The sequence below is a fragment of the Vibrio albus genome (assembly GCF_003144035.1).
Classification (GTDB): Bacteria; Pseudomonadota; Gammaproteobacteria; order Enterobacterales; family Vibrionaceae; genus Vibrio; species Vibrio albus.
This window is the reverse complement of sequence record NZ_QFWT01000004.1, coordinates 285,048-297,414: the sequence shown is the minus strand read 5'-3', so window position 1 is coordinate 297,414 and position 12,367 is coordinate 285,048. Positions and strand designations below refer to the sequence as shown.

General features: G+C 48.8%; 13 protein-coding genes. 2 read left to right on the top strand and 11 right to left on the bottom strand.

From position 1 onward, the window contains the following. Positions 1–66 precede the first annotated feature (66 nt). Positions 67–837 carry a triose-phosphate isomerase gene (gene tpiA, locus DI392_RS09725; protein ID WP_109319713.1) on the bottom strand — a complete coding sequence of 257 codons (771 nt, stop codon included), beginning with the start codon at positions 835–837 and terminating at the stop codon, positions 67–69. 224 nt (positions 838–1,061) lie between these two features. Between tpiA and DI392_RS09720 the strand changes: the two genes are divergently transcribed. Next, complete coding sequence (locus DI392_RS09720; protein WP_109319712.1) at positions 1,062–1,487, top strand: DUF805 domain-containing protein; 426 nt, start codon at positions 1,062–1,064, stop codon at positions 1,485–1,487. A 12-nt stretch (positions 1,488–1,499) separates the two neighbouring features. Here the strand turns inward: DI392_RS09720 and DI392_RS09715 are convergent, their stop codons facing one another. The 3 genes from DI392_RS09715 to glpX form a co-directional block, all read right to left on the bottom strand. Then, positions 1,500–1,829, bottom strand: coding sequence for a DUF3135 domain-containing protein (locus DI392_RS09715; RefSeq protein ID WP_109319711.1), 330 nt, complete (start codon positions 1,827–1,829; stop codon positions 1,500–1,502). A 200-nt stretch (positions 1,830–2,029) separates the two neighbouring features. Beyond that, positions 2,030–2,647 carry a helix-turn-helix transcriptional regulator gene (locus DI392_RS09710; protein ID WP_109319710.1) on the bottom strand — a complete coding sequence of 206 codons (618 nt, stop codon included), beginning with the start codon at positions 2,645–2,647 and terminating at the stop codon, positions 2,030–2,032. A 123-nt stretch (positions 2,648–2,770) separates the two neighbouring features. Continuing rightward, complete coding sequence (gene glpX / locus DI392_RS09705) at positions 2,771–3,778, bottom strand: class II fructose-bisphosphatase (RefSeq protein ID WP_109319709.1); 1,008 nt, start codon at positions 3,776–3,778, stop codon at positions 2,771–2,773. Between the two features lie 245 nt (positions 3,779–4,023). On the opposite strand from glpX, the gene zapB reads away from it, so the two are divergent. Then, positions 4,024–4,266: a cell division protein ZapB gene (gene zapB / locus DI392_RS09700; protein ID WP_109319708.1), complete on the top strand. Its 243-nt coding sequence runs from the start codon at positions 4,024–4,026 to the stop codon at positions 4,264–4,266. 81 nt (positions 4,267–4,347) lie between these two features. Here zapB and rraA read toward each other — a convergent pair whose 3' ends face one another. The 7 genes from rraA to priA form a co-directional block, all read right to left on the bottom strand. Further along, positions 4,348–4,896, bottom strand: coding sequence for a ribonuclease E activity regulator RraA (gene rraA, locus DI392_RS09695; protein WP_109319769.1), 549 nt, complete (start codon positions 4,894–4,896; stop codon positions 4,348–4,350). Positions 4,897–4,989: 93 nt separating this feature from the next. Beyond that, entirely contained in the window at positions 4,990–5,901 is a 912-nt protein-coding gene (locus DI392_RS09690; protein ID WP_109319707.1) for a 1,4-dihydroxy-2-naphthoate polyprenyltransferase, read from the bottom strand. A gap of 107 nt (positions 5,902–6,008) precedes the next feature. Beyond that, positions 6,009–7,343, bottom strand: coding sequence for an ATP-dependent protease ATPase subunit HslU (gene hslU / locus DI392_RS09685; RefSeq protein ID WP_109319706.1), 1,335 nt, complete (start codon positions 7,341–7,343; stop codon positions 6,009–6,011). Between the two features lie 34 nt (positions 7,344–7,377). Continuing rightward, positions 7,378–7,911 carry an ATP-dependent protease subunit HslV gene (hslV, locus tag DI392_RS09680; RefSeq protein ID WP_109319705.1) on the bottom strand — a complete coding sequence of 178 codons (534 nt, stop codon included), beginning with the start codon at positions 7,909–7,911 and terminating at the stop codon, positions 7,378–7,380. Between the two features lie 176 nt (positions 7,912–8,087). Continuing rightward, positions 8,088–8,636, bottom strand: coding sequence for an SPOR domain-containing protein (locus tag DI392_RS09675; RefSeq protein WP_109319704.1), 549 nt, complete (start codon positions 8,634–8,636; stop codon positions 8,088–8,090). A 118-nt stretch (positions 8,637–8,754) separates the two neighbouring features. Then, the gene (gene cytR, locus DI392_RS09670; RefSeq protein WP_109319703.1) at positions 8,755–9,759 is read right to left on the bottom strand and encodes a DNA-binding transcriptional regulator CytR; all 1,005 of its coding nucleotides are present in this window, start codon (positions 9,757–9,759) and stop codon (positions 8,755–8,757) included. 195 nt (positions 9,760–9,954) lie between these two features. Continuing rightward, positions 9,955–12,156: a primosomal protein N' gene (priA, locus tag DI392_RS09665; protein ID WP_109319702.1), complete on the bottom strand. Its 2,202-nt coding sequence runs from the start codon at positions 12,154–12,156 to the stop codon at positions 9,955–9,957. Positions 12,157–12,367: the final 211 nt, after the last annotated feature.

The window sequence follows — 12,367 nt, the reverse complement described above, 5'->3', positions numbered from 1 at the left end:
GCAATAAAAAAGGCCAGCTTGCGCTGACCTCTTAGACTATCCGAACTGTTCAGTTCAAATAAGTAATTAAGCTTTTGCTTTCGCTGCTGCTTTAGCGATAGCTGCGAAGCTTTTCGCGTCCAGAGCAGCACCACCAACTAGAGCACCGTCGATGTCTGGCTGTGCAAAGTAAGCTTCTGCGTTTTCAGGCTTAACAGAACCACCGTACTGGATGATTACTTGCTCTGCTACTGCTGCATCTTTCTGTGCGATCATTGCACGGATAGAAGCGTGGATACGCTGAGCGTCTTCTGCAGTTGCTGCTTTACCAGTACCGATAGCCCAGATTGGTTCGTATGCGATGATTGCACCGTTAAGCGCTTCAACACCGTAAGCGTCGATAACTGCGTTGATTTGACGAGCACATACTGCTTCAGTTTCACCCGCTTCGTTTTGAGCATCAGTTTCACCGATACAGAAAACAGGCTTCAGGCCGTTCTCTTTCAGGAAAGCGAATTTCTTAGCAACGAACTCATCAGATTCGTTGTGGTAATCACGACGCTCTGAGTGACCGATGATGATGTGAGTAGCACCGAAGTCTTTCAGCATTTCAGGAGACATGTCACCTGTGAAAGCGCCTGAGTTGTTCACGTCCGTGTTTTGAGCACCAAGGATGATCTTATTGCCGCCTTCTTTGATCAGACGCTCAGCAAGGTCGATGTAAAGTGCTGGTGGAGCAACTGCCACGTCAACGCCAGAAACACCTTCCAGCTCAGTGTTAAGTCCATTTAGCAGCTCAGTTACCATTGCTTTGCTGCCGTTTAGTTTCCAGTTACCCATAACAACAGGTTTGCGCATAGGGATATCTCCAAAATTAATTAATGTAAAAAATAAACGTTATGGCGAAAGAATATAACAGATTAATAACCTCAGATCATGATAGTAATCATGTCTTTCTCTGATCTTTTTTGCATCACAACGGTCTAAAGTGATCTATGATGCAAAGATAGTAGCTTATCTTTCAGATTTTACTGCTATTAAGGTATTTTTGTTGCGCTGTTCGATTTGATTAAGGTTATATAATGTCGGTTAAAGAACTATTATTCTCATTTCAGGGGCGGATTAACCGTCGTACATTCTGGATCTGGAACGCTTGTTATTATGTGGTCATTATGGTGGTGGCTACAGTGCTGAAAGAATTCTACCCGGCGGGGTTAGGTACTATTCTTCCTGTGTGCCTTGTGGTGCTCGTTGTGCCTGATTTGGCGGTGACGGCGAAGCGTTGGCATGACCGGAATAAGTCCAATAAATTCCTCTTACTGAATATTCCGGTCATTATGGGACGTTTTACGGTACCTGTCGGGGGACTAGCGGCTCAGAGCCAGCCAACGACAATGGAGACAGCGCTTTCAATGGCGGCTTTGATCTGTGGGCTGTGGATTCTTATTGAGTGTGGATTTCTGAAAGGAAATGCTGCGGAAAACCAGTATGGTCAACCGCAGGCATAACCTGTTGTCAATTTAGTGGTGGCGGTGGGGGAACGGTATCACCTCTGCCACTTGTTCTTCATCAAACTCCCCTTCCAGCACGGACTGAAACTTTTCTACCTGCATACTCAGTTCCCGCATCAGAATAACATTGGTTTGGTAAGGGTTTTTGCACCTTTTTATAACCCGGTCAATATGCGTCTGCTGGGCTCTGAGCCTGGGCTGCATCTCTTTTGTTGCGTAGGTGATTGCTTCTTCACATATCTCTCTTTTCAGCTCATCAAAGGCTTCAGGGTTATGCTCGGCCAGCTCCATCAATTCGTCGAATGACGGCAGAGTTTGCTCATATTGAGGAAAATCCATAATACCTCCTCACTCTTCTTTCATTGGTTATCAGTAGGGCTATTGGTGAATAACAGAAAGAGAGCAGCTATTAATATTAGTGTAGCCAATCCAGGCGCAAAACCCAGATATTGCGTTCATTATGCTACAAAGGTATTAGGTGGGAGTGTTGCCTTTTTAAGACATCGTATTGCCTTTTTTAAGACATATGGGCGAAGGCGTTATTTTTCTTTAATCAGGTATACACAGCGGCGCTCATCATTGATGATGTGTTCCGAGCGTTCAATCTGATAGTTATCGCCGAGCAGGCGCTGAAAGATATTGATCTCAGATTGGCAGAACGTGGGGCACCGTTCTGCGGCTTTGCAGATAGGGCAGTGATTTTCAACTAATGTGTAGCCGCTGTCAGTAGCTATCAGTTCTGCCATATAGCCTTCTTGTTCGCGTAGCTGAGTCAGTGTTTCCAGCTTTTCTTTCAGGCTGTGTTTATCGGCCAGATGCGCCTGGTAACGGGTGAAGGTTTTGTTTTCCCTGTCCTGGGCGACTTTTTGAAGACCCTCTGTTCCGAACAGTTCTTCCACCGCTTCGATCACCTGAACACTTAAATCTCCATGCCGGTCAGAAAAATAACTGTGGCCTTTTTCTGTCAGTGACCAGTGCCGGTTAGGACGGCCTACTTTGACTCTGACGTCAAAAGATTCAATCATGCCATCCTCTTCCAGTGTCTGAAGGTGTTGACGTGCGCCCATGGTGGTCATGCTCAGATCTTCCGCCAGCTTTTTAGCCGTCATTGAGCCTTCACGTTTCAGTTTGTGGAGTATTTTTTCCGGGGTCTTCATAGAAATCAATCACAGTGTCGCGTTGCTGATAATGACTATTATGAATGATGTATTTAATAAAGCAATTGATTGATTAAGTCAGGGCCTGAAAAACAGGCCCTGACAGGGGAATAGTCGGCAGGATTACAGGATGATATCTCTCACTTCCGGATCTTTACGTTCCAGATAGTGAGTGGATTTGATTCGGCGGATTGTACGGCAGCGACCGCGGATCAACAGAGTTTCGGTTGTTGCAATATTACCCTGACGGCTGATGCCTTCCAGCAAATCACCTTTAGTGATACCAGTCGCAGAGAACACAACGTTATCGCTACGGGCCATATCGCCCATTGGCAATACCACACCAGCTTTTACACCCATTTCTTCACAGCGGGCCAGCTCTTGTTCACCAAAAGCACGGTTTTCTTCCGTATCGCCTTTTACTTCGTGGCGCGGCAGCAGGCGACCCTGCATGTCACCGTCCAGAGCACGGATCACGGCAGCAGAAACCACACCTTCCGGAGCACCGCCAATACAGTACATCACGTCAACTTCACTATCCGGCATACAGGTCAGGATAGAGGCTGCAACATCGCCATCAGGCACGGCAAAGACACGAACACCCATGTCCTGCATATCTTTAATAACCTGATCATGACGAGGTTTGGCCAGAGTGATCACGACCAGAGTATCCAGCGTTTTATTCAGTGCTTTGGCGACATTTTCCAGGTTTTCTGTCAGTGGTTTGTTCAGGTCAATGCAACCTTTCGCGCCCGGGCCGACAACCAGTTTTTCCATGTACATATCCGGCGCTTTCAGGAAGCTGCCTTTTTCACCAGCCGCCAGAACAGCCAATGCGTTAGCCTGTCCCATGGCCGTCATACGAGTCCCTTCAATTGGGTCGACTGCGATATCTACTGCATCACCGCCAACACCGACCTGCTCACCAATATAGAGCATAGGGGCGTCATCAATTTCACCTTCACCAATGACAATCTCACCGCTGATCTCAGTTTTGTTTAACAGGCTACGCATCACTTCTACGGCTGCACCATCCGCTGCGTTTTTATCGCCACGTCCAAGCCATTTATAACCTGCTAATGCGGCACCTTCCGTTACGCGTGAAAATGCCATTGCCAAATCGCGTTTCATTTTGACTCCAAATTAAAGGGGGTGTGAAAAATTCCGGCGCGATCTTATCATACCCCAATAGAAAACGTTTGCTTTTTTATGGCGAATAGGGCAGGTGTCGGATAAGCATGATCACGAGCCCGGGCTGGCTGAATCATGTTCTATTTTTAGTCATACAGACCCGAAGGCTCGTATTGTTGTTGGTCATCTGTTGCAGTCTGAGTAGAATAGAGCGATAACGGACAAATTTTATATAGGGTAAGAACATGTCATTAGAAATTCTGGAGCAGCTTGAAGCAAAGGTGCAAACTGCGGTTGATACCATCACTCTGTTACAGATGGAGCTGGAAGAAATGAAAGAGAAAAACCAGCAACTGACGTCTGAAGCTGAGACGCTGAAAGCTGAGCGCTCTGGTCTGGAAGAGAAATCACGTCAGATGGAAGCCGAACACAATGCGTGGCAGGAGCGTATCCGTAACCTGCTGGGTAAGATGGAAGACGTTGAATAACGTGTTTCTGCGATACTGACAGTAAAAGAGGCGCAGGTACCGGGTATCTGCGCCTCTTTTATTATTCATTGTTAAAACCGACTACTCTTCTTCAGCCTCACTGATGACTTCATAACCGTCATCTTCTTCATCTTCATCCAGCTCAAGCTCCGTATTCAGCTGTTCCTGAGACAGGATAATGCCGGTATTGTCGGCATACAGATAGTCTTCCGGAAGGAAAGTGACGCCGCCGAAGTTGACCGGAACATCAATTTCTCCGATATCCTGCTTAGCCGCCCCAACCGGAATGGAGGCCAGGGCCTGAATGCCGACACTCATGTCCTCGAGTTCATCCACTTCACGCACACAGCCATAGACAACGATCCCTTCCCATTCGTTCTCTTCAGCCAGAGCTGCCAGTTCAGAATCAATCAACGCTTTTCTGAGTGAGCCACCACCGTCGACTAACAGAACCCGGCCATTTCCGTCTTCTTCCAGAACCGAGCGGATCAACCCGTTATCTTCAAAGCATTTGATTGTGGTGATCTGACCGGCGAACGATGCACTACCGCCAAAGTTACTGAACATAGGCTCGACAACGTCAACCTGGTCTAAGTAAATATCGCAAAGTGCAGAGGTATTGTATTCCATACGCATCATCCCATTAGCTGGTGGTACCCATAAAAGGGGCATGAGTATATTGAGTATATCCGGTCAGGTACCCAATGCAACGATAAGCACAAATTATCTTGTGAGAGTTTGAGCAATAACAAGCAGAGAAAACAAAATGTTAGTGATAACTGCACATTTTACTATCACGGGTAGCATTGGCGCGATCTGTACGGGAGCCGTGGTATGCAGAACGGCCTTCCCATGTTTGCCGATAACGGTGGCCGACAGAAAGAAAGGCAGTACCAGCCAGATACTGGAGGTGTGCAGCAGATAAGCGGCAAAAATAATGAATGCGGCCCAGATAAGGAACAAGTGGTAGCGTTTCGCCTTGATTTCGCCTAAGCGGACAGCAAACGTGTGCTTGCCACAGGCTCGATCATTTTCAATGTCCCGCATGTTATTGATATTGAGTACACCGGCAGCAAGCAGGCCACTGGCAGTTGCCGGAATAAAAATACCAATATCCAGAAAGCCGGTATGCAGGAAAAAGGTGCCGGCCACCCCGAGCAGGCCAAAAAAGATAAAGACAGAAAGGTCACCCAACCCAATATAGCCATAGGGTTTTTGCCCTACGGTATAGGCAATCGCAGCAAGCACGGCGAGTGCGCCCAGTCCCAGAAAGGCAAGAATGTTGGCTAAGCTGTCGAGGGAATACAGGACAAGTGCCAGGCCGGATAGCAGAGTAAGCACCACATTAATCGTAATGGCTCTTTTCATATCCAGAGAGGAGACACCTTGTTGCATCGCACGAATAGGTCCCAGACGGTGCTCATTATCGGTCCCTTTTTGCGCATCACCATAATCATTGGCCAGGTTTGAAAGGATTTGCAGCAGTGTCGCGGTGATCAGAGACAGCAGCATGATCACCCATGAGAAATGTCCGTTTGCATGTGCCAGCGTACTACCGGTAATAATTGAAACCAGAGCGAGGGGAAGAGTTTTAGGCCGGAATGCCTCCAGCCAGATAGACACGGACTTATTCATTACACATATACCACGATACCAGATGCAGACAGTATACCATCAAGCGTGCAGAGAATAAAAAGCCCCTAAAGTGGTAGGGGCCTTGTTTGTTGGGGGGCTGGGTTCGCTTACAGAATAAAGCGGCTCAGATCTTCATCTTCAACCAGTTCACCCAGATGTTGCTTAACATAATCGCCGTTAATGGTCAGGGTGGAACCTGACTTTTCTGTTGCATCGAAGGATATCTCATCCATCAAGCGTTCCATGACCGTGTGCAGACGGCGGGCACCGATATTTTCAGTGGTCTCATTGACCTGCCATGCTGCTTCAGCAATCTTTTCGATACCGTCTTCTGTGAAGGAAACGGAGACATTTTCCGTCTGCATCAGAGCAGAGTACTGTTCCGTTAGTGATGCACGAGGCTCGGTAAGAATGCGTTTAAAGTCATCACTGGACAGGGCTTCCAGTTCTACCCGGATAGGCAGGCGACCCTGAAGCTCAGGGATCAGATCGGAAGGTTTAGCCACCTGGAACGCGCCCGATGCAATGAACAGGATATGGTCGGTGCGCACGGTACCATGTTTGGTTGTGACGGCACTGCCTTCGATAAGTGGCAGTAAGTCACGCTGTACACCTTCCCGGGAAACATCCGGGCCGGACACTTCACCGCGTTTACAGATCTTGTCGATCTCATCAATAAACACGATACCGTTGTTTTCTACATAATCGATAGCCTGGGCTTTCAGGTCTTCCTGGTTGATCAGCTTGGCCGCTTCTTCCTCGGTAAGGGCTTTGAAGGCGTCTTTGATCTTCATCTTACGGCTTTTGGTGGTATTGCCGCCCAGGTTCTGGAACATGCTCTGCAGCTGGTTGGTCATCTCTTCCATGCCAGGAGGAGCCATGATCTCAACCCCCATTTGCGGTGCAGCAACATCAACGTCAATGTCTTTGTCATCCAGTGAGCCTTCACGTAATTTTTTACGGAAAATCTGTCGGGTATTCGAGTTGTCCTCTGCGGGTTGCTCAGACTGGCCCCAGGAGTCTCGTGCCGGGGGAAGAAGAATGTCCAGAATCCGGTCTTCTGCGTGTTCTTCAGCGCGGAACTTTACTTTCTCCATCGCCTGCTGACGGGTCATCTTCTCTGCCACGTCAGTCAGGTCGCGGATGATGGATTCCACTTCTTTACCCACATAACCGACTTCTGTGAATTTAGTGGCTTCTACTTTGATAAACGGCGCATTAGCCAACTTAGCCAGACGGCGGGCTATCTCGGTTTTACCCACGCCTGTCGGGCCCATCATCAGAATATTTTTTGGCGTGACTTCTGCTCTCAGGCTTTCTTCCAGCTGCATGCGACGCCAGCGGTTGCGAAGAGCGATAGCAACAGAGCGTTTGGCTTTTTCCTGACCGATAATGTGGCGGTTCAGTTCGTGTACGATTTCACGTGGAGTCATTTCAGACATACGTCATTATCCCTTTATTCGGTTCTCGCCGCGTTTATTCAGCCGCGATCTCTAGTTCTTCAATGGTCTGATTGTGGTTGGTGAAGACACAGATATCACCGGCAATTTTCAAGGCTTTCTGTGCGATTTCACGAGCGTTCAGATCGGTATTTTCCAGCAAAGCGATAGCCGCTGCCTGAGCAAAGTTACCACCAGAGCCAATGGCAATCAGGTCGTTTTCTGGCTGCACAACATCTCCATTACCGGTGATGATGAAGGACGCCGTTTCATCGGCCACCGCCAAAATGGCCTCAAGACGACGTAGCGCACGATCGCTTCGCCAGTCTTTTGCCAGCTCAACGGCTGCTTTGGTCAGGTGTCCCTGATGCATCTGCAGCTTATCTTCAAAGCGTTCGAATAGAGTAAAAGCGTCCGCTGTTCCGCCGGCAAAACCAGCCAGTACTTTATTGTTATATAAACGGCGCACTTTGCGGGCATTACCTTTCATTACAGTATTGCCCAGAGAAACTTGCCCATCACCAGCGATGACAACGTTATTGTTACGACGTACAGATACGATAGTAGTCACGAGCTTGACCTCTTATTTAATTTCACTAGTGAGATGTTTTTTGAATATAAGAAGTATATAAGGATGTGAATTCAGGAATTCAAGGGGAGCGGAAAACAGTCTTTGCTGACAGAGGTCTTCCGGTACTTTCTGTAAAGAGACTGGAGAACCTCTGTTGTTTTGATGTGGGTGGTTATTTATTGTGCCTCTTTCCAGATTGCACAGGGTTCGATTTTTGCTCTTTGCAGGCGATGCTTGTCTTTTACCGCTTCCCGTTTGGTGGTGTAAGGTCCTAGCACTACCCGGTACCAGCTGCTGTTTTCCTTTTTACGGATCTTACTGCCCAGTCCCTGGAAGGCGATATTAACTTTACGCTCTTCGGCCTGTTGCAGAGTTTTAAATGCACCACACTGCATGATGTAAGGGATCTCTGATACGACCTGTTCTTTAGCCTGAACTTCAATCTCTTTATTTGGCAGTTCTTTTACGTATTCCCATTCCTCTTTTGGTGGAGGAGGGAGTGGCTTGGTTTTGGTGACAGGTTTCTTCTTCGGTGCTGGTTGGGTTACCTTCACCTTTGGTTCCGGGTCATTACTGAGTATATAAAGCCCATAACCAAACGCTCCCACCGCCAACAGAGCGAGCAGCCCTGCCTTCCATGGAAACTTAGTTCGGTTGTTCGGTTTTTTACGGCTGGTCTTTTTTGACCCCTGGCCACGTCTTACATAATCTTTAGCCACAGTAATACTTCATCGGCGTGTTGATAAAAACAGGCAACATGGTAATCCAGTTTAGAGATGGAAAACAACGAATAATCCTAAAAACGGAAGCGGCGCTAAAAAGCGCCGCTCCGGAATAAAACGGTTAACTAATGGGTGGTGCCGCACTATTCCGGATGACGAGTTTCGTTTCCAGAAGACGGGACGTCGCTCCGACTTCTCGTCCTTTTAACAGGTCGAGCATCATCAACATGGCCTGCCGGCCAATCTCATAGCGGGGCTGAGAGATAGTGGTCAGTGGAGGATCACAATACTCTGAGAATTCAATGTCATCAAAACCCACCACGGACAGGTCCTGAGGTACCCGAAGGCCCAGTTTTTTAGCTTCCTGAATGGCCCCAATGGCCATCATGTCACAGTGACAGAATACCGCGCTCGGGGGTTCGGGAAGAGACAGAAGTTTACGTATGGCTTTTGCGCCGCCTTCAAACGTAAAGTCACCAAAGACGGTATAGGCAGCATTCATTGGAACGCCCGCACGTCGAATAGCCTGCTGATAGCCCTGATTCCGGAAGTGGCACAAGGTGGCTTCTTTTGGGCCGGAAATCTGAGCAATACGTTTGTGGCCGATTTGGTTAAGATAGTTTACGGCTTCAAAAGAAGACGTCAGGTTATCAATATGAACCGTTGGCAGCTCCAGTTCCGGGGCATATTCACAGGCCATGACCAGTGGTGGTAAGTTTTTCTGTTCTGGCTTACTGATGTCAAACGGTAAAGCGGCACCGAGCAGTAACATTCCATCGGCTTGTTTGGTGAACACCAGATTGACGAAGGAACTTTCCCGTTTCTGCTGCTGGCCACTGTCGCCCAGCAGCACCAGATAGCCGTTTTCTATCGCAGCATCCTCGATACCCCGGATGATGGCTGTGAAATAAGGGTCACAGATGTCAGGAACAATGGTAACGATCGTTTTGGATTCGTTTCTGCGTAAATTTCTGGCCAGAGAGTTGGGTGAGTAACCAGCTTCCAGTACGGCTTCTTCCACTCTCTTGCGTGTGGTGGCTGAAACTTTCTCAGGGTTCATCAGTGCACGGGAAACCGTGGCAGTAGACACGCCTGCAAGCTGGGCAACATCCTTCATTGTCGCCATATAGTTGACCTCTTATATTTCCGGTTATTGAGCGAGGTGTCGCGGCTGTAGAGCACTTTAATCAATCATACCTAATGTCATGCTCTAAGTGTATGTATTTAGCTCACCACAAGTTACGGCGAGATTAACAGAACTTACACCGCTAGTGTGACTCTTATCACATAAAACTTATTGAAACAAAATACTGGTGAATGACTAACTAAAATCCTGGGGTTCGATATCCATTGTCCAGCGGACCTTTTTCGACAGTGGAAGCAGGGCAATTGCCGGACGGGCACTATGCAGAAGTTGTTGCATTGTTTTTCGGGACTGGGTCTGCAACAAGAGCTGCCAGCGGACTTTGCCTGCTCTTTTTGCCATTGGGGCCGGGGTTGGCCCAAGCAGCATACATTCGTCACCGAAAGTAGGGTGGGCCTCCAGGGTGTGTTTTAGCTGACGCAAAAATTCCTCGACCATCTCACCTTTATTCGCCTCGGCTCTGAATAGCGTGAGAAAGGTATAAGGCGGTAATCCGGCCATTTTCCTTTCCTGAAGTGCGGTCTGCGCAAAGTGGTCGTAACCCTTATATAAAAGAGCCTGTAGCAGTGGGTGTTCCGGATGGTGGCTTTGCAGGAGAACCTCTCCCGGTTTACTGGCTCGACCTGCTCGTCCGGCAACCTGAATAAACAGCTGAGCCAGACGCTCGGAAGCGCGGAAATCACTGCTGTACAGGGAGCCGTCTACATCAAGCAAGCCGACCAGAGTGACATCCGGGAAGTGGTGCCCTTTGGCCAGCATCTGGGTGCCGATCAGGATCTGGTACTCTTTTTTCCGAATGGCAGATAACGCGCTTTCCAGGCTGCCTTTACGACGGGTACTGTCTCTGTCAATACGAATGGTGTTGTATTCAGGAAAGAGATCGGCCAGATGTTTTTCCAATTGCTCAGTTCCCACGCCGACAGTGACCAGTTGGGTGGAGCCGCACGACTGACACTGGTGAACCACCGGCCGTTGTGAACCGCAGTGGTGGCAGCGCATCTCGTTGCTGTTCTGGTGGTAGGTGTAGTAGGCGTCACAGCGCTGGCAGTCGGCTATCCATCCACATTCGTGACACATGAGGGCGGGAGAAAACCCGCGCCGGTTAAGAAACAGCATCACCTGGCTTCCGGCATTCAGGTGTTTTCTCATCCGGGCGATGAGTGGGGCTGACAGGCCGCTTTCCAGATACAGGCCCTTTATATCCAGCACACTATGAGTGGCGGGTACGGCAGATCCGGCTCTCTGGGTCAGGGTCAGGTGGTGGTATTTTCCTGTCTGGGCATTATGCAGTGTTTCCAGAGCCGGAGTTGCTGAACCCAGAACAATGGGCAGGTTTTCTTTATGGGCCCGCATAATCGCGACATCGCGGGCATGGTAGCGCAGGCTGTCCTGTTGTTTATAAGACGTATCGTGTTCTTCATCCACGATAATAATGCCGAGATCATGAAATGGGGTGAACAGGGCAGAACGGGTACCGATGACAATGCCGGCGTGTTTATCACGGGCAGACAGCCAGGCATTGAGGCGTTCGGTCTCATTAAGCCCGGAATGAATTACTTCGACGGGCACGTTAAAGCGGCGCTTAAACCGGTTAATGGTCTGTGGGGTGAGGCCGATTTCAGGGACCAGTACCAGAGCCTGCCGGCCTTGTTCCAGTACGGGCTTTATCAGGTTCAGATAAACTTCAGTTTTGCCTGAGCCTGTGACGCCCTCCAGCAGATAACAGCCAAAACCAGCCGCACTGTTAATGGTCGCAATCGCGACGGCCTGTTCAGCATTGAGTCTGGGTTTGTCTGATTCGGATTCAATCTGCTGGGGCCATGACACCCGTTGCGGCTTGATATCGGTTGATTCTATCCAGCCTTTCTCCTGTAGGGTCTTTAAGACAGTCGAGGAAATCTCTTCATCCAGCATACGTTGATGAGGTAGAGGTCTGTCTTCCAGCATCGTCATCACTTTCGCCTGTTTTACGGCCCGGCCAAATCCAGCCATTAGCTGGTCTTTTCCTTTCTCGGTGATGTGCCATTCGACCTGTGAGGTGAAATCAGCGGGTTTGCCTTTTCTGAGTGCGGATGGCATCGCATTAAGCAGGGTTTCACCCAGAGGGTAGAGATAAAACTGACTACTCCAGTTTAATAGCTGGTAAAGTTTTTCCGGCCATACCGGCGCACTGTCCAGTACCTGACGGATATCTTTTAGCTGCTCTGCAGGGAAATCTGATTTATGGGTTAACGCAACGACGACGCCGGTTAATGTCTTTGGCCCGAAAGGGACTGAAACCCGTCCGCCGATGACAGGAAACTGGTGCGCCTGAATCCGGTAATCAAACCTTTTATCCAACGGGACGGGAAGAACAACTTGGGCGATGGTCGGGCGCATGAGGTACCTTGCTTAGGGTGAGTAGCCGAATGATAGTAATGGAATAAGGGATAAGGGAAAAGAGGAATAAAAAAACGATGAAAAAAGTATCAAATTTGTTGATCCCTGAGAGCGGATTCATTACTATACTGCGCCTTAGCGGTACAGTGTAAATTCGCGCTGACCTATTTTTGACTATACGTGTGGTGTCCGGCTCTGAATCGGATGGCGA